Genomic DNA, 19339 nt, shown 5'->3' on the forward strand with positions numbered 1-19339 from the left:
CCATATGCCATTACCAGTAAAATTCGGTGTCAGCACCTGGCTATTTACCTCGCCATTTCAAACATCGTCCATAGAAGAACTATTTCCAAAAATTGCCCAAATGGGATTTGATACCGTTGAGATTGCGGTTGAAGATCCCTCCATAATAGATGGCAATGCGGTTAAGGCCGCACTACAAAAATATAAACTGAATGCTGTGGTTTGTGGCGCCTTTGGCCCCACCCGCGATTTAACAAACCAGGACCCGGCTATTCATGAAATCTGTTTTAAATACATTGAAGATTGTCTGGATCTATGCGTTTTGTGGGGCACTGATTTCTTTGCCGGGCCTATGTATTCGGCAGTGGGTAAAGCGCGTATGCTACCGCCTGCACAACGCAGGGCTGAGTGGGACCTCGCAGTAACCAATTTGCGCAAGGTTTGCGATATGGCTCAACAACGCGGTTTAGAAATAGCTTTAGAACCGCTTAATCGTTTTGAATCAGATTTAGTGAACACCGCCTGGGATGTTTTGAGATTAGTAGATGATATCGACCATCCCGCGGCTAAAGTTATTCTCGATGGTTTTCACATGAGCATTGAAGAACGCAATGTTGAAGAGGCTATCAAGTTGGTGGGCGATAAACTAATTCATTTGCAGGTGGCCGAAAACTATCGCGGCACTCCTGGTACCGGCCAAACAAATTGGGACGCTTACCGGCGGGGTTTAGAAGCCATTAATTACAAAGGCACCATTTCTATTGAAAGCTTTACGCCCAATAATCAGGAATTGGCGCAGGCGGTTTGTATTTGGCATCCGCTGGCCCTGAGTCAGGAAAAATTTGCTATTGAAGGCCTGGCATTTTTAAAACAATGGGCTCAATAATATCAAACTTTATAAAACATGGAAAATAAAAAAATTAACGTAGCAATTATTGGTTTAGGCTTTGGGGCTGAGTTTATTCCTATTTACCAGCACCATCCAAATGCTAAAATGTATGCTATTTGTCAACGTGATCACAAAAAGTTGCATGAAGTGGGCGACGCTTTTGGCGTTGAAAAGCGTTATACAGATTATGACGAATTATTACGCGATCCCGAAGTCGACGCGGTACATATTAACACGCCTATCCAAAACCACGCCGAGCAGTCTTTAAAAGCGCTGCGAGCTGGTAAGCATGTGGCCTGTACAGTACCAATGGCAACAACGGTTGAAGAATGCCGGCAAATAGTGGAAGCAGTTAAAGAAACCGGTTTGACCTACATGATGATGGAAACGGTAATTTATAGCCGCGAGTTTTTATTTGTTAAAGAATTATATGAAAACGGCGAATTAGGCCGCCTGCAATTTTTACGCGCTTCGCACCAACAGGAAATGGCAGGCTGGCCGGGGTATTGGGAAGGCCTCCCTCCTATGCATTACGCCACGCATTGTGTAGGCCCTGTTTTAGCGCTGGCGAAAGCAGATGCTGAATATGTATCATGCTTTGGCTCTGGCCGTATCGATGAAAATCTGATCAGCAAATATGGGTCGCCTTTTGCGGTCGAAAGTTGTCATATCAAATTTAAAGATTCTGATCTGGCGGCCGAGGTAACACGTTCGCTGTTTAACACCGCAAGACAATATCGCGAAAGCTTTGATGTATACGGCTCTAAAAAAACATTTGAATGGACGCTTATTGAACACGAGCCATCGGTGATCCACACCGGTGAAAACCCAGAAAAAGTGACGATACCTGACTATGCGCATTTACTACCTCAGGAAATCCAGGCATTTACCACGGGCGGTGTTTATGACGCCAACAGCAACCAGCACTTATCGTTTATACAAGGATCCGGGCATGGTGGCTCGCATCCGCACCTGGTTAATGAGTTTGTTTCTGCCCTGGTAAACCATCGACAGCCTTTCCCTAATGCCCGCCAGTCTGCAAATATTACTTGTGTGGGCATTTTAGCACATGAGTCGGCAATGAATGGCGGTAAAAAAATAAACCTGCCTAATTTTACATTAATTGATTAAGGTCGTGGAAAGAAGAACGTTACTTAAAGGGATTGCAGCTGGTGTCTCGTCGTTGTATTTATCAAAAAGCTACGCCGGCAGGTTATTAAAAGCGCCTTACGCCGCACCTGCTTTTAAACCTACCTGGGATTCATTGACGCAATATCAGGTGCCAGATTGGTTTCGCGACGCTAAGTTTGGTATGTGGGCGCATTGGGGGCCGCAATGCCAACCAGAGCGGGGCGATTGGTATGCCCGCGGAATGTACCAGGAAGGCAGCGATCAATATAAATATCACTGCGAAAAATACGGTCATCCGTCAAAATTTGGATTTAAAGACGTTATTAACGATTGGAAGGCTGAAAACTGGAACCCTGATGAACTGGTTGGCCTTTATAAAAAAGCGGGGGCTAAATATTTCATGGCACTGGCTAACCACCATGATAATTTTGATTTGTATAACAGCACCCATCAGCCGTGGAACTCAACCCGTATAGGGCCAAAAAAAGATTTAATTCGCGGCTGGGCAAACGCAGCTAAAAAATATGATATACCATTTGGTGTGAGCATTCATGCCGCTCATGCCTGGAGCTGGCTTGAACCATCGCAAAGAGCTGACAAAAACGGACCGCTTGCCGGCGTACCGTATGATGGCAAGCTGACTAAGGCCGACGGGAATGGCAAATGGTGGCAAGGCGAAGATCCGCAAGAACTTTACGCACAAAACCATCCGTTGAGTATGAATAGCCTGAATGACGGCACCATTCACAGCCAATGGAACTGGGGTAACGGTGTAACACCGCCATCGACTGAATACTGCGAGAAGTTTTATAAACGAACCATAGAGCTGATAGATAAATACGGTGTAGAAATATTGTATTTTGATGATACAGCCCTACCCTTGTGGCCGGTAAGTGATGCGGGATTGCGTATAGCGGCCCATCTTTACAATACCAGTATTAAAAAGCATGGCAAGTTAAATGCGGTTATCTTTGGTAAGATATTAAACGAGCAGCAGCGAAAATGCATGGTTTGGGATATTGAACGCGGTCAAAGCAACCAGATTGAATCATTCCCTTGGCAGACAGACACCTGTATTGGGGGTTGGCATTACGACCGTCGTATTTATGAAAACGGCAGTTACAAAAGCGCAAAAACGGTTATTCAAACTTTGGTTGACATAGTGAGTAAAAACGGTAACCTTTTGTTAAACATACCTGTACGTGGCGATGGCACCATAGATGACAAAGAGAGAACTGTTGTTGAAGGAATAGCAGACTGGATGCACTTAAACAGTGAAAGTATTTATGGTACCCGCCCCTGGAAAATCTTTGGCGAGGGCCCTGCCATTGCGTCAAGCGCCCCGCTTAGCGCACAAGGTTTTAATGAAGGAAAGGGCAAACCATTTGTAGCAGAAGATATCCGCTTTGCGACAAAAGGAAAAACACTTTACGCCACCATGTTTGGGTGGCCGACAAATCAACAAATAGATATTAAGGCGCTGAACACAAACTCCGGGCGAGTTGAGCAGATTGCTTTATTAGGTAATGGCCAAAAACTATCGTTTAAACAAACTGCAGATGGGCTTATGATAAATCTACCAGACCAACCGGTCGGCGCGCATGCATTTGTGCTTAAAATTGAAGGATCGATAACATAGTACCGGCGGCAGAGATTAAATAGTGATTGTACATCAATAATTCTGGCTAAATTTAGTCGGCAAATAGTGCTATTAAGCTGTAATAAAACAGACCAATGAAAAAGACTTTAACATGCATGCTGACATTGCTGTTTATTGCATTTGCTTCGCAAGCACAGCCTCCGGTAAAAAAGGGGTTAAAAGATTATTACAAAAACTATTTCCCTATCGGTGTAGCTGTGTCGCCGCGAAGCTTAAAAGATTCGGCAGAACGGCAGCTTATTTTAGAACAGTTCAACAGCCTGACTCCTGAAAATGCAATGAAGATGGGGCCTATCCATCCTCAGGAAAATACATATAACTGGAAAGATGCGGATGCCATCGTCGGTTTTGCGCAGGCGCATCATATGCGGGTGCGCGGCCATAACTTATGCTGGCACACGCAGGCGCCCGACTGGATTTTTCACGACAAAAATGGCAACCCGGTTAGTAAAGACGTATTGTTAACCAGGTTAAAAGACCATATTAATAATGTTGTTGGCAGATACAAAGGGAAAATTTATGCCTGGGATGTTGTTAATGAAGCCGTCTCTGATAACAATGATCAACTGCTTCGAAATTCATTATGGTACCAGATATGTGGCGAAGACTTCATTTTTAAAGCATTTGAATATGCGCATGAGGCCGACCCGAATGCCGTTTTGTTTTACAATGACTACGGAACTGAAAATCCTGCTAAACGCGAGCGTGTTTATCAACTTTTAAAGAAAATGCTGGATGCCGGTATACCTGTTAACGCGGTGGGTTTGCAGGCTCATTGGTCAATCGATGACCCATCTGAAGAAGCGATAATAACCAGTATTAAAAAATTCAGTTCATTAGGTCTTAAGGTTCAGATTACAGAGTTAGACATATCCGTTTATACCGGCAAAGATAAGGACGCCGCCGATGCTAATTTTACGGCAGTGCGAGAACAAAAACAATTAGAGCAATACGCTAAAGTTTTTAAAGTATTTCGCGATTACAAACAATACTTAACCGGAGTAACATTTTGGAACGTATCTGATAAGTATTCATGGCTTGATAACTTTCCGGTGAGAGGAAGGAAAAATTATCCATTGTTGTTTGATCAAAATTTAAAACCTAAAAAGGCTTATTGGAGTGTCGTGCAGTTTTGATTATTAAGAAGATCTAAAGCTCTTGCTTATATTTTATTAGCAGTTTATTTAACTGTGGCTAATACGCCAGATCAGAGTGACCGTCACCCAAACCGCTCGGTTAGCTGCATAGTAAATAAAAACGCCGCTCTGGCAAAATCAGAGCGGCGTTTTTATTTACTATGCGATTATTCTAGGGGTATCTTCTGCCCTACCGCGCTTTTTTCGGCTGATTGCAGTTAGTGCGGCAGTTTGTTTTTGAGCAAACCGTAAAGGTAAGTGCCCATTACTGCTCCGAATATGACAATAAGCATGGTAATATACCCATAGCCAACGTTTACGAACATTGGGCCGGGGCAAGCACCGGTTAACGCCCACCCTAACCCGAAAATTAGTCCGCCAATGATGTATTTTTTCCAGCCCTTATCCTTATCGGGGATAATGATAGGATTGCCTTGGGAATCTTTTATTTTTAATTTCTTTATCAGGTAAACGGCCAGCATACCTAAAACCACGGCTGTACCAATAATACCATACATGTGGAACGACTGAAAGCGAAACATTTCTTGTATGCGATACCACGATGCAGCTTCTGATTTTACCATAACGATGCCGAATACTATTCCGGCAAGAATAAATCTAACTCCTTTCATAAACCGAATATCAGTGGTAAAAGTAAATGTGTCATTATTAGGCCGCCCATGAAAAAGCCCGCAACTGCGATTAGCGATGGTAATTGAAGGTTTGATAAACCACTAATGGCATGGCCAGAGGTGCAGCCGCCGGCATAGCGTGAACCAAAACCGACAAGCACCCCTCCAAATAGCATTATCAGCACGTTTTTAAAAGAGATATTATGTACGCCAAATAACTGACCGGGATTAAACTGCCCGTCGAAATGTATACCTATATCGTTTAAATCTTTTACAGTAGCAGCAGATATTTTTAGAGGCGCATCGTTTTTCAAAAGCGTAGCCGATATGATACCACCTAAAATGGAACCCACCAAAAAAAGCAGGTTCCATTTTTGCGTTTTCCAGTCAAAATCAAAAAATGCAACTTTTTTTCCGGCACCGGCCAGAGTACAAATGGTGCGCAGGTTTGAGGAGAAACCGAACGACTTTCCAAAATACAACAACGTAACCATAATAATAGCTATAGCTATACCCGATGTATACCAGGGCCATGGTTGCTTCAGTAATTCAATCATATTAATATTTTAATCAATTTATAAACCTGTTTTGCTGTGTGATTTACAACATAGTGCTTGGACACATGTAATCGCTTATCTCGAATCTGCCCGATTCTTTCAATGCTTTAAACCCACCTTTGATATCAATCAAATTATGAAATCCGCGGGCCCGCAATATGGAGTTAAATATCATAGAACGGTAGCCCCCGGCACAATGGACGTAATAAGTTTTATCCTTGCTAATGCCGGTCATGTTTTTATTAATATAGTCGAGCGACACGTTTTCAACATTTAAAAGGTGTTCAGCGTAATATTCACTTTCTTTACGAACATCCAGAATATTTACGGATTTTTTTTGAGCGATTTCAGCTAGTTCATCAACCGAAACGGATTGGATCGCGTCTGTTTCTTTACCGGCTGCTTTCCAGGTTTCGATGCCACCTTGCAGGTAACCAATGGCATGATCATACCCAACCCTGGCTAATCGTGTAACTACTTCCTCTTCCCTACCCGGATCGGTAATAAGCAATATTGGCTGATCAATGTCTGGTATTAGGGCGCCCACCCACGGCGCAAAGCTACCGTCTATACCAATGTTGACAGAGTTTGGGATGAATGCCTGCGCAAAAGTTTGTGCATCGCGCGTATCAAGTAAGATGGCGCCTGTGGCGTTGGCTGCCGCCTCGAACTCGCCGGGTGTTAGGGGCTGGGTGCCCTTGCTTAGTACCTGATCAAAATTTTCGTACCCTTGCTTGTTCATCTTTACGTTGAGCGGGAAATAGGCCGGTGGCGGCGTCAGGCCGCGGGTTACCTCGGTAATAAATTCATCCCTGGTCATGTTTGGCCTCAAGGCATAATTGTATTTCTTTTGATTACCCAGGGTATCGGTAGTTTCCTTGCTCATGTTTTTACCGCAGGCTGATCCTGCCCCGTGGGCCGGGTAAACAATAACATCATCACTTAAAGGCATGATCTTATTACGGAGCGAATCGAACAGCATACCTGCCAGGTCTTCTTGTGTGAGGATACCTGCTTTTTGTGCCAAGTCCGGGCGGCCAACGTCACCAATAAACAGTGTATCACCAGAAAACAAGGCTGTTTCCTTACCCTGTTCGTCTATAAGTAAATAGCAGCTCGACTCCATCGTATGGCCCGGCGTATGCAAAACTTTAATGGTGGCCCTGCCTATCTTAAATTCTTCGTTGTCCCGTGCTATGCAGGCATCAAATCCAGTTTCGGCATTAGGCCCATAGACTATTTTTGCGCCAGTTTTACGTGCCAGGTTAACGTGCCCCGACACAAAGTCAGCGTGAAAGTGGGTTTCAAAAACGTATTTAATTTTTGCACCTGCGGCCTCAGCTTTTTGTATATACTGCGCTACCTCGCGAAGCGGATCAATGATGGCTGCCTCGTTTTCCGATTGAATGTAATAAGCTCCCTGCGCTAAACATCCGGTATATATCTGTTCTACGGTCATTGTGTTTGTTCCAATTAATTTTTCTATACAAATATCAGTTTGGTAACCCGCTACCAACGGTGATAAAAGTCACCAAGCATATTTTATTTTTCAGGTAAAACGCTGCGCTCATGTTTTAGGCTTTTTACAGCGACCTAAAAGTATGCTTCAAAAAGCTACAGCAGAGCATCCAGTTGCGGTGACAGCCTGAAATAAAACGCTTCGGTCTGCAATGCCTGCTCTTTATATTACCAGCCCAAGTATTAATCAGATTATCCGCATCACATTCGAGTTATAAAGCATACCGTTTAGTGTTTCAATATTCATTGTCTCTTGTATTTCATTTCGCCAGGAATAACTCCCTCGCGATGATGTATACACCCATAACCAATACAAACCAACCAAAACCCTTTTTAAGCTTGGCTCCGTCAATCATTTTATTGATAGTGCCGCCAGCGAATATACCGGTGACGGCGATTACGGTAATCTTCGCTAAAAACCACCAATCTATTTTAAAGTGCCCCAAATCGCCGGTAAAGCCAATTAACGAGTTCAGGGCTATAATCAGCAATGAAGTTCCAACTGCCTCTTTCATCGGTAGCCCAACCAGCAGCACCAGTGTTGGGATAAGCAAGAAGCCGCCGCCCGCACCTAATATACCGGTAGCCAAACCAATTGCGATGCCGTAACCTAACAACTTAGGTATATTAAGTTTCCTTTCATTTATAGGATCAATGGTTTCTTTTTTGCCACCGCTTTTTATCATGGCAGCCGCCGCAGCAATCATCAGCATTGCAAATAGCATCATAGTCATGGTGTTCTCGGTAAGCTCAAACGAACCAAACTGTGCAATATGCTTTGGTATAAGCGGAATAAAAAATTTACGGGTAACAAAAACGGTTGTTATGGAAGTTAAGCCAAAAAGCAATGCGGTTTTAACGCTCACCAATCCTTTGCGATAATTACTGTAGGCGCCTACCATACTGGTTGAACCCACAATAAATAAGGAGTAAGATGTTGCCAAAAGCGGACTGGTACCAAACAGGTAAACCAGTACCGGCACCGTCATGATGGAGCCGCCGCCACCAATTAGTCCGAGTGAGATGCCAATTAAAGCAGAAGCTATATAAGCGAAAATTTCCATGCCTGGTAATTATTGAAAAGCACAAAACTCGGTACCGTATAAGGCTTTAAACGGTGACTTATGTCACCCAGGTAGTTATTTTTTCCATTCTATAAAATTACGATGCAGTGCAATGTCACCGCGCTGCTCCATTTTTTTCAGGAGCCGGGAGATAACTTCTCTGGATGAGTTTAGGTCGGCCGCTATTTCGCTGTGTGTGATCTTGATTTCCCTTACCTCTAAATTGTTATACTGGTTTTGGAGATAATAGAACAGGCGTTCATCCATATCTTTAAACGCAATATGGTCAATTACTACCAGCAGCTCCTCATACCTGGAACGGTAGGTTTCGAGTACGAAGTAATACCATGTTTTGTAAGTTGTCATCATTGTATCCATCAGGCCGATGGGCACGGCCAGCACAGTAGTGTCTTCAATAGCCTTGCCCATTACCTCGCTGGTTTCTTGTTTGGCAGCACAAATCATGGTTAAAGCGCAGGCATCGCCGGGCTCCAGGTAATACATGAAGAATTCGCCACCGTCCTCACCCTCGCGGTAAAGCTTTACCCGGCCCTCAATGATCATCATCGTGCTTTTAATATACTGACCGGTGCGTAGAATAACCTCACCTGCCGGAACTTTGGCAACCAACGCGTTTTCGGCTATAAAGGTGTTAAGAGCGGGCTCAAATTGAGGGAACAGTTGGTTCAGATAATGCCCGATGTTTATATCACTCATTTTGTAAAATTAGACAAACTCAAATAAATAGTTAATCTAATGTGATAGAGATAGATGTTGTGAAACTTTCATTAAAGCTCATATTATTAATATGAGCGATAACTAAATCTGAATTTTCTATTACTTAGAATTATACTTATTGAAACAGCTACAGGTACACAAACATCACAACGAGGATACTACCGCATACAACTGCACCATCAGCCCATTCTCTTCGCATCAGCCGGGAAACTCCAGTGCAACACCGCCTCAGTTTTTCATGATCTGTAAGTGCATTAAAATCGTGAAGCGTCATCACGCTAAAGATAAATTAAAGCAGTTCACGAGAAAAATAAACCCTGAAATTTGCGCTAAGGATTAATCGTCCCATCGACGGCTGTTCCCGTCGGCACGCCCATGAAAGATACTTCTACTGCACCCGTTGGTGCCGTCAGAATAGTAATGTTATCCAGAAACTCTGATATCACCTGTGTATTGGTCCGGTCAAAATACCTTACACGGCACTTAATAATTGTACTCCCTACTGCATTAGCAGTGATATCGTAAGCAGTAACGCCAAACTGGCTGGCAATTTGGGTCCACGCACTCCACGTTGATGGCCCAGCATATGCATGATAAATTCTTGTAGGCATGGTTGATCAATTAAATACCTTGTGAGTTAACTATGATATAATTATGATGGTTGCATAATAAAACATTGATAAAGTCAGGGTCACCCTATCCGGCTATTTATTAAAGGTAGAATTTTTTTTTAACCAACTGTAATTGTTACCTTAGTTTACATCAAATAATTAATTTTCAATCACATAACGCACCTTCACCATGTCAATTATCACCCTTTCTCCAATAGTAATACAAGCATTTGATGAAGCCAAAGACGCTTTTGGAACGTTGTCAGATCTTAAATCGGCAGTTAATAATGTTGAAGCTGGCCAGCATCCCGATTTGCATGAACACGGCGACTGGTCGTCGATCGTCACTAAATATAATAATGCCGCGGCCACTATAAATGGCGCGCCGGTAGTTGATAATTTCGATTCCGGACCGTATACAATTAGTGCTGATGAGCTGGCTAATTGTGCTAACCTTAATAACAATGTTGCTAAACTCAATGCCTACAAACAAGCGCTGATCGATGCTGTGGATGGTGGGAACAATGGACTGGAAGTTATCCAGGGGCAAATAGACATTATCAATCAGACGAGAGATGCGCTGACTTATTTGATCGGGGTTTTCGCCGACGCTGCAACAAATCCATTGCTCACACCCTATAACGATATTTTTGTATTAGACTGGGATGAATTACAGAGTGATGTGAATCATGCATTAGAAACTTATGCGAGTGCAGTCAACAGCCAGAAAGCCCAGCTAACTACCGTTATAGCCAATATCAATACACAAATTGGTAACCTGGCTGCTAATATCAACACGATCATTGGGCTTTGCGGTGGATAACAGATATCAGTAAATCATCCAAGGGTAGCTTGTGTACGAAAAGAGTATTTTAAGCTTAATAATTACGAATAACCAAATATCCATTAAAGTTAAAGGCCTTCTTGAAAGCCATGAGGATTTTAACTTATATCATATCTTCTTTTCAGGATTAGCAACAATAAATAAAATATTAGATTTAAATAATAAAAATACTTAAATTTATTGTATCACATAAAGCGATAATCTTCAGTTGATTAGCTTAAATATTAACTGTTTTTCATAAACCTGTCACAATAAATGAAGACCACACCTTTCCACAAGAAAAATCAATATCTGTTCATTAATTACACAGCTTTCGCCATCAATTCCGGGAAAGCTATCACTAAACTGTCGGGATAGCGCGGCGGCTCCCCCACCGATGACTTGCCCCCCTTGAATCAATTACCTTAAACCTTGATTGCGATCTTATGAAACAGCCTGACTTTAACCGCAGGGATTTTATTAAAACCTCAACAATTTCCGTCATCTCGGCAACGCCGGTCGCGAGATCATTGGCACAGTTGTTTAATGTCCCTGCCGGTAAGGTGACGACGTTGATCGACTATGCTTTCCGCCTTTCAAAATGGCAGAATTTATTAAACATAGACTTTTATTTTGTCAATGTTGGCTACAGGGATCAATGTATCTTCCGGAAACGAAAACTGATTTTCAATTATCAGGAACAGAAGTCCTTCATGATCGTGCGCCTTCCGCAGCAGCATATCGCAGAACAGTCTTATGACGCGTCCTATACCCCGAATGGTGCAGTATTTAACGATAATAATGGTCCGGGCCAATGGACAGCGGTTACGCGAATCGCTGGTTATAGTTATCTGGTCTTCCGGATTATTTTCCCGGATGAAAAAAACAAAAAAAAGATATTACTGACGGAGGAAAGCCTGATGAACTGGAACGACACGTCATTATATAAACTTGTCGTGAAGCAAAACATGACCGAATCTTTGTTTGACATTGAGATTGAAGACGGGGCGAATATATCCTATGAAAATAGATATCCATTAAACTACAGCTCCGCGGGTGAAGGCGGCGTGTATGCTTATGATTACGACGCTTACCCAAAAGCCTATGGCGATCCGGTAACCGCTATTGAAGCGCCGTGGCGGCTATTTTTGAGTCCTAAATTACCCGACCAGGACAGGTTTAGGTTCCGTTGGGAGTTTTCAGCCCCACCGGTCTATACCCGCTCACACCAGCTTCCGCAAACCTTCCGTGCTGAACTTTGGACAGCCTCACTAACTATCGAAGAGAACCCGGACTATCTCCGATTGCTGGCCTTGCGCAGATCTTTTGAAAAAAAGAAAGATGAAGATAATCATGTAGACACAGCGGATGCTGTTATCGGTAAAATCGAATTAATGCTGATCGGTTCTCCTGACCACCCAAACGCGCAAGGGGTCGACGCCATTTTTACCACAGCCGCACCTTATCGTATTTTACCTGCGGCAGCCGACCGGAAGGATCTTGTCGAACTTTACATCAAATACAAAATTGTCGCCCGTACGAATAAGCTGATATTTTCACCGTTGGGCATATCCACATTTATTGAATTCAAGAACGATAAAATCGATACTGACAAGATCAATTTATACCAATGGAAGCAGTTAATATCCTTTGGCAGGGATGAAGAAGTTGAAGTGGTTACTTTGTGTCTGGAAAAAGAACACGGACATAAATACCTGCATATCAAAACAACAAAAAGAAGAACCAAACAAGGGGTTTCTTATTTGGATTACCGGGAGTATGTAATGCCGCTGGAAATCAGCAAAGACCTGCGCAACCATACGAATGAACATATCGGTGGCAAATTAGTCACCAAGTTCGCATCGCCCTTTAATCAGATCTATGTGTTAGACACGCAGCCTAAAAGAATAGCTCCACTATCTGCCGCAAACTATAATACCCCGGGGGAGGCACTTACGGATGCTGCCAACGCGGTCTTGGCTTTTATTCCCAAGGCGATCAGTATAGGTACCGACGGACAGAACTACAAAGAAAACGTAGAGTTTCAATACAAAGGAGTGGACTGGCAGGGAAATGTCACGTTGTATAAAAAGTCATTGCAACTGATCCCATTGGAAACGATACAGGGAATTAACAAGCTGGCCACACCCGTTTTAAGAGCGGCCGATATCAAAAGATTGGAAAGCTTTTTCAGCAGCGATAAGTTGGAAAGCCTGAATCTGAAATTAGCTGCGTTTGAAACCAGTATTTCCGCGATCAGTAAGCGTCTTTCAGACCTGGAGACAACAACTTTCCAACCAGCTACACAATTAAACCGGATAAAGGCATTATTGGTCGCGTCTGAGCTGAACAAATCTGTCCAGACTGCTGTGGCAAATTTCAAAGACCGACTTAAAACCTACGAAACAGATTTGGGTGGCAAGATCGACACGCTGAATCAAAAGTTAGATGCTATCTCGGCATTGGCCGCTCCCGGAGCAGCTGTTTTTAACATTTTTGATGCAAGGGTCGCGATCCCGGCTTTTACCGCCCTTGAAAATGAGATCGGGCAAATAGATCTGTTACCACCATTACCTGATCCGCGTGCTGACCGGGTGATACACAAACTTACGCCGCTCAAAACACAGCTTTTAGCCTGGTCAACTGACCTGACCTACGCCGATCTGCGGTCACTCAACAATATTAACATAGCCGGTGTACCGTTGACGATCTATACCGAGCTCTATACCAATTGGGGCGCAATACAGGCCTTGGAAAAAGACATCCCCAATTTGATTAATACCTATAAACAAAAAGTCGGTTTTGCCGTCAAAGACTTCAGAACGACGGCCGAGCAGCAGTTAAAGACAGAAACGGACAAGAAGCTGGGTGTGGTAAAAGAAGAACTTTCGATGCTTCAGGCTAACTGGATGGCTTTTAACGGGCAGTTAAAAACGGATATCAATAATCAGATTGATTTTTTTCATGAGTATGCTGCTATGCCGCAATTACAGCAGGCCAGTGTTTTCATTAGTTCATTGAACAAATTGGTCAATGAAGAGATACCGGTAAATATTCAATACGCACAGGATTATTTAAAAAATCAGCTAGACCAGCAACAACTAGAGGTCGAGAAAAACGCCTCGCGGGTTTTTGCCGAATTAACGACCAGCGCCAAAGCGGCTGTGAACGGGAAAATTCGACAGATATCAGCGGACATGGGTGGTTATATTAACCCGGAAATCCCTGTTGAATACCTCACCTACTTAAAAGATCCGAAGAAACTTTCAGATAAACTGGTAAACGATATCTTACAACAATACCCCGAGCTAAAAGCCTATAAAAACGAGATACAGGAGCAATATAATGACCTCGTGTTTATCAGCAATACGGCAAAAGAACAGTGGAAAAAAATTCAAGCCATAAAACCAGAAGCTTATTTCGCAGCACTGGAAGCTAAGATCCTGGGTAGTATCTCGCTAAAGGATATATTGGGCGTGGATTTTGAGATGCCGCGCCTTACCAATTACCCTGATAAAATAGTTTATAATTTCATCACCGATAAAATAGTCGATAAAGATCTTGGGGTGGTCTACTTCTATGCCCAAAACAGGGGCCAGAAAACATCTTTACAGATTTATTTAGAAAAAAGTACCAAAGACCTGCACCAGGCCCTTTCCTTTACCCGGCTATCAAATTTTTCTTTATCTGTACGTGTTTCCTCAGCGGATGTGCTCGTCATTTTGTTCAATAAACTCGAAGTATCGGCATCAAACCAGGGTAAAAGCACGACGGTCAAAATCGATGATATTTCCTTTGGCGGCCCTTTGGAATTTCTTGCCAAACTCGCGGAGGCCATCCAGATACCAGGAACAGGTCTTCACGTTAACCTGTCAGCAGCAAACATAAGCATCGGGTATGCATTCGCGCTGCCCGGCATAGAAAGCCCCGGCTTTAACTTTACCAATATCAAATTTGATGTCGGGTTAAATATACCATTACCAACATTCGGTGCTATAAAACCGATATCAACCACCATTGGAATCAACAGTCCTTTTGATAAGTTCCTGATCTCCGTGGGCATATTCGGTGGGCGGGGGCATTTTCAGCTTACCGCCACGCCAGATAGCATACAAAAGATCGACTCCAGCCTCGAATTCGGCGGATACCTTGGTATCAACCTGGGCATAGCTTCCGGCTATGTATACCTTTTTGCGGGAATACGTTTCGTATACTACGGGGATGGGGACATTATTTTTGACGGCTATCTGATCTGCGGTGGCGGCGTGACCGTTTTCGGTTTTATTTCCGTAAGCGTTACATTCCTGCTTATCATGGAATACCAAAATGTCGGCGGACAGGCCTCGCTGACCGGATCAGCATCTGTGTCTTACTCCATCAAGATCGGGTTCTTTAAAAAATCGTTTACTTTAAGTTACAGCAAAACAATAGCCGGAACGGGTGGCAAACGGATCGATCCTAATTCCCAGGCATCCCTTGTAAATAAAACATCACAGCCCATTTATTATGCCGATGCGGGACCAGAATTGATTATCCCTCAGGACTTGCTTAGAAAGGAACAAACAGCTACTCCTAAGAATATCAATACGACGACAAAAGACAGCCTGCCTGATAACGCAGCCGCGTTTAAAAATGTCTATACTGAAACGACCTGGAACGAATACCTGAACTCATTTATACGATCATAATCATGGGAAAGAACATAAAGCTTATATGCACTATCGTACCGAACAAATTTGAATCGGGGAATGGAAAATATTGTTTTTCTGTTTTCATCACACCCAGGCTGCCTGATTCCGGTCATATCAAAGACTATTATCAAATTTATTATTGGCATAAATTTTACGATTTTTTCACAAAATGCCCTTTGCGGGTTATGGTGGGAAAAATAACTCCGGTAATTAACGGTACCACAGCCGACTATACGGTAAATTCGACAAACACAGCGTCGGATAGCCTGATTAACGAAACCGAAAAAAACCTGCAAAACAAGCAGTTCCCCGACAGACTGATCTATTCGGACGACATCTGGCCATTGATCTGTAAAGCGGATACGCCGGTAGAGGGCTGGATCTACGATGAAGGCCCACCCAAAAAACATGTTACCCATCTGGTGCGGCCTAAGGGTATCACCGCCGGTGAGATCGGCCTTGTTGAACAATCGGTTGAAGCGCATCTTCAATCGCTCAAAGACGTTGCAAAAAACAACAAGTCTTTTGACGAAATAAAGATCATGAATAAGGAAAACGAGGAGTTTCACCGAAAAATGTCTATGCTCGCGGATCACCCCGACCTCTTGCGGGCTATGGGTTGGATCTATGATTTCAGTATTAAAGATACTGACGGATTAATTCCGGGTAACAACATTATCAAACTGACCATGCCTTCTCCGGAAGACGTGCTGAAAAGCTTTCCTCATGCAAAGGAGGGCGATGAAGCCTATCAAAAATGGGCCGGTTTTATTAATGAGATCGACTTCAAATGTCCGTATACTGCCTACGATAAGAATTTCGCTTACGCGTACAGTCAGTTGTTGTCTAAAAGTTATTATGAGACCCGGGATGGTTTTATCAATGGCAACCCTTCCAATAAATTTTACAGCTTTAGTGCTTCACAGATCGATGATAAACAGATCAAAGGCAAACTGGCACAGTTGATCAGTAATAACTCTGATAACGACCTGAACAACAAAGCAGCCGTAGCGTTTCAACAGCAATATAACGGTAAAAATATCGAAACCAATTCGACAGGAATAGGTCTTTCAGTCGTCGTTGCCACAGCCGGAACGTCGCCTTTATTGTCAGCCGCGGCAAATTCCCCTGAAACATTCAATGTGAATGGCGTTAATAATGAAACCGCGAATATTGATGATTACATTATCTGGGGGCACCATCTTGATGCCGGGTATAGAATTGACGTTGCCAATAAGGACGGGCATTTTAACAGTAGCAAATTTGCGTCGCTTTGTTTTCGTACCGCTGACTATTACATTGACCAATCCCCGGATGCCGAAAAAACAAAAACCGAACTTATCGTGAGAAATTACGGCGATGAACCTTGGATCGCCGAGTCTGCACAGGTGGGTAAATCCGGCAAATTATACGTGGACGCTGAGCTTTTCCGTTGGAATAACTGGAGCCTTACCTGCCCGCATATTGGCAACTACCCTCAGGAAGAAGAAGCGGCAATAAACCACGAATTTAATGATTTGCAACTTCAAAATATAAGGCCGTATAAAAATATGTTACCTAGTCTAATCCCGCTTCGCTTCGGGTTGGCTTATTTTTTCAGGTTGCGAATGGTTGATATATGTGGCAACGGTCCTCAACTGGAAGATGCACCAACACCTGTTGGAAAAGAACAGCCAGGCGACTTTGTAGTAGCAAGTGATTATTACAAAAGGTTTGAACATGTCAACCCGCCGGAATTACATTATACGGAAAATATTTATCAGCAAAAACTCAGTTCAAAAAAAGGAAAAGACCGTACTTTTTATGAAAGAGTACTAAAAAAGGAACATTTTGGTGAAAACTTAAACACACTGGTGATCAAAACCAGGGTGCATGGGCATAGCTTGTTAACCGGACCTGACTGCGAAAGGGTTATTTGTCCGCCAAGGGTAACCTATCAGTTTGCTGAACTGCACGGAACGTTTGACCGACCCGATGAGGAGGGTATCATCGCCAAATTGGATAACCACAGAAACATTTTCCAGAAAGCCGCATACAATAACATAGACCAGGATATGGAGTTGTTCCATGCTTTCGAGGAACTCCCGTTTATCACCGACCCCTGTGTAGAAAATGCCGAAATAACGACCACGCTCGGTACAAGAAGTTTTGACCTTTGGGGACATCTCAAACTTTCTCTTTATCTGAAACGCCGTTTTTTCAGTTTACTTTTATCCGGATCTGAAAAAACGACCAATGATATAATGCTGGACCACAATGACACAGGCAATCCGGTTAAAAATGGTGTGGTAAAAATTGAACTAAAGCCGGGATCTATTTATAAAGCATCGATTAAGAGTACCGTTTCACCGGAACCCTTAGGATACCCCGGGCTCTCGATCTTTAATATCGCCGGCGATATCACCACGCCGAAAGATTTACTCTTTGTCCATGCTGTTCAAAAACCTGTCGTTAAAAGCCTGTCTGGTGCGGTGAGGTTTATCGAAAAACCAGATATCAGCTGTTTTAGTGTGATTGACAGGTCTCCACTGGCGACCAATTGTGTTTTCCGTTTAAACTCAACTGATTTTCTTTTCCCGGTTTCTACTGCCGCTAACTTCAAACTGATTGCTCAGTATGAGGAAATAAGCGTAGACCGGACCAGACCGGATGGAAAAAAAACAACTCATAAAAAAATCATCACTTCTTTTTCCAATATGCCGGATGATAAAACAAGCATACACCTTAAATTAGAAACAGATAATGATCCGGCTGTTTTTTTAAACGCGTTCAACGGGCTCGCCAACCAATTCCCGGATACAAAATTCCATAACGTCAGCTATTCGCTGGAAGCAACTTCAAGATATAAGGACTATTTTCCTGATGAAACTGAATTTACCGTAACCGGTCATTTCAACGGACCGCGCGTAGTAAAGAATTCAAAGACCCCTTCCGTCCCGGACATCAATATTGCTATGCCTGTTTTTGACTGGCAATTGACAGACCCTTTGGTGACGCGTAGCCATTCTACCATCCGTATCTATTTCAATGACGATTGGTTTGAAACGGGGGATAGCGAACAAATAGCGGTTTTATATCTCCCTGATTCAAATACCGTCAGTGATGAAATGGAAAACCTGATATCGGAATTCGGGAAGGACCCGATAACAGCCAGCGATGGCAAACCTACAGCGGGCATAACTAAAGGTTTTTTTAGAGCCACTAAATGGGCCAAAGTTGATTCCAGGCTGCTTCAAAAAAGTGAATCGGAATTTTCCGCTCCCCTGGCTCCTGTTATTTCATTCACATCGCTGACCGCAGCTATTTTTGACGTCGCTTTTGATCTTCAAAAACAACAATTCTATTGCGACGTGTTGATCGATATGCAGGATATCAGTTTTTATTTCCCCTTTTTAAAGCTGGCCATTTGCAAATACCAGGCAAATTCCATCGCTGTGGACCAAAAATTTGACTACCGATTCTCCAAGGTAAAAATGGTACCGACTATCCAATTAATGCCGACTATCCGGATCAATACCAGCACCTATTCTTTTGAAACCGTAAGTTACTTGCCGCTTAAGAGGGTTGAACGCTACCTGATATTGGAAAAGCGCAAAACGGGAAATTTTGACATGTATATCCATAATAAAACCCTAACTCCGGTTCTCGCTATAAAACTAACTGGACAGGATGCCGCAACTCTCAAAAAATCGATTGCTGATTTCGGAGCAGAAAGTATATACCTGGAAGAGTTTGAGATTTACGAAACAGAACCTTCATTCACTATGCAGCAAAATGACGGTAAATATCAATTGTATAACCCACGTAACGATATGAGCAGACGTTTAACATTCACTTATCAGATAATTTAACCATAATATGATGCGTACATTTTTGTTTATTTTACTGGCAATTTACGGTTCTGTAAATA

12 protein-coding genes are annotated in these 19339 nt (G+C 43.0%); 7 read left to right on the forward strand and 5 right to left on the reverse strand.

Translation table 11 applies throughout. The features are described from left to right. Nucleotides 1–4 precede the first annotated feature (4 nt). The 4 genes from ACFS5N_RS04525 to ACFS5N_RS04540 all read left to right on the forward strand — a co-directional run bounded on the left by ACFS5N_RS04525 (nucleotide 5) and on the right by ACFS5N_RS04540 (nucleotide 4795). The gene (locus tag ACFS5N_RS04525; protein ID WP_377182679.1) at nucleotides 5–865 is read left to right on the forward strand and encodes a sugar phosphate isomerase/epimerase family protein; all 861 of its coding nucleotides are present in this window, start codon (nucleotides 5–7) and stop codon (nucleotides 863–865) included. 18 nt (nucleotides 866–883) lie between these two features. Then, nucleotides 884–1999: a Gfo/Idh/MocA family protein gene (locus ACFS5N_RS04530; protein ID WP_377182681.1), complete on the forward strand. Its 1116-nt coding sequence runs from the start codon at nucleotides 884–886 to the stop codon at nucleotides 1997–1999. 4 nt (nucleotides 2000–2003) lie between these two features. Beyond that, nucleotides 2004–3638, forward strand: a complete 1635-nt coding sequence (locus ACFS5N_RS04535) for an alpha-L-fucosidase (RefSeq protein WP_377182683.1) — start codon at nucleotides 2004–2006, stop codon at nucleotides 3636–3638. Between the two features lie 95 nt (nucleotides 3639–3733). Continuing rightward, nucleotides 3734–4795, forward strand: a complete 1062-nt coding sequence (locus ACFS5N_RS04540; protein WP_377182685.1) for an endo-1,4-beta-xylanase — start codon at nucleotides 3734–3736, stop codon at nucleotides 4793–4795. A 218-nt stretch (nucleotides 4796–5013) separates the two neighbouring features. Here ACFS5N_RS04540 and ACFS5N_RS04545 read toward each other — a convergent pair whose 3' ends face one another. The 5 genes from ACFS5N_RS04545 to ACFS5N_RS04565 all read right to left on the reverse strand — a co-directional run bounded on the left by ACFS5N_RS04545 (nucleotide 5014) and on the right by ACFS5N_RS04565 (nucleotide 9283). Continuing rightward, nucleotides 5014–5427, reverse strand: a complete 414-nt coding sequence (locus ACFS5N_RS04545) for a DUF6691 family protein (protein WP_377182687.1) — start codon at nucleotides 5425–5427, stop codon at nucleotides 5014–5016. Continuing rightward, on the reverse strand, nucleotides 5424–5984 hold the full coding sequence (locus ACFS5N_RS04550; protein ID WP_377182689.1) for a YeeE/YedE family protein: 561 nt from the start codon (nucleotides 5982–5984) through the stop codon (nucleotides 5424–5426). The genes ACFS5N_RS04545 and ACFS5N_RS04550 overlap by 4 nt, the downstream gene beginning before the upstream one ends. Nucleotides 5985–6027: 43 nt before the next feature. After that, nucleotides 6028–7443 (reverse strand): MBL fold metallo-hydrolase, encoded by a 1416-nt coding sequence (locus ACFS5N_RS04555; RefSeq protein WP_377182691.1) that lies wholly within the window; start codon nucleotides 7441–7443, stop codon nucleotides 6028–6030. Nucleotides 7444–7762: 319 nt separating this feature from the next. Further along, nucleotides 7763–8566 (reverse strand): sulfite exporter TauE/SafE family protein, encoded by an 804-nt coding sequence (locus ACFS5N_RS04560; protein ID WP_377182693.1) that lies wholly within the window; start codon nucleotides 8564–8566, stop codon nucleotides 7763–7765. Nucleotides 8567–8641: 75 nt separating this feature from the next. Next, the gene (locus ACFS5N_RS04565) at nucleotides 8642–9283 is read right to left on the reverse strand and encodes a Crp/Fnr family transcriptional regulator (RefSeq protein WP_377182695.1); all 642 of its coding nucleotides are present in this window, start codon (nucleotides 9281–9283) and stop codon (nucleotides 8642–8644) included. An 822-nt stretch (nucleotides 9284–10105) separates the two neighbouring features. On the opposite strand from ACFS5N_RS04565, the gene ACFS5N_RS04570 reads away from it, so the two are divergent. From ACFS5N_RS04570 to ACFS5N_RS04580, 3 genes are all read left to right on the forward strand, one after another. Further along, a complete protein-coding gene (locus ACFS5N_RS04570; RefSeq protein ID WP_377182697.1) occupies nucleotides 10106–10738 on the forward strand; it encodes a hypothetical protein in 633 nt (210 codons plus the stop codon). A 446-nt stretch (nucleotides 10739–11184) separates the two neighbouring features. Next, a complete protein-coding gene (locus ACFS5N_RS04575; RefSeq protein WP_377182699.1) occupies nucleotides 11185–15426 on the forward strand; it encodes a hypothetical protein in 4242 nt (1413 codons plus the stop codon). Between the two features lie 188 nt (nucleotides 15427–15614). After that, nucleotides 15615–19280 (forward strand): hypothetical protein, encoded by a 3666-nt coding sequence (locus ACFS5N_RS04580; protein WP_377182701.1) that lies wholly within the window; start codon nucleotides 15615–15617, stop codon nucleotides 19278–19280. The last annotated feature ends 59 nt before the right edge of the window (nucleotides 19281–19339 follow it).

It is taken from the genome of Mucilaginibacter ximonensis (assembly GCF_042686265.1).
Classification (GTDB): Bacteria; Bacteroidota; Bacteroidia; order Sphingobacteriales; family Sphingobacteriaceae; genus Mucilaginibacter; species Mucilaginibacter ximonensis.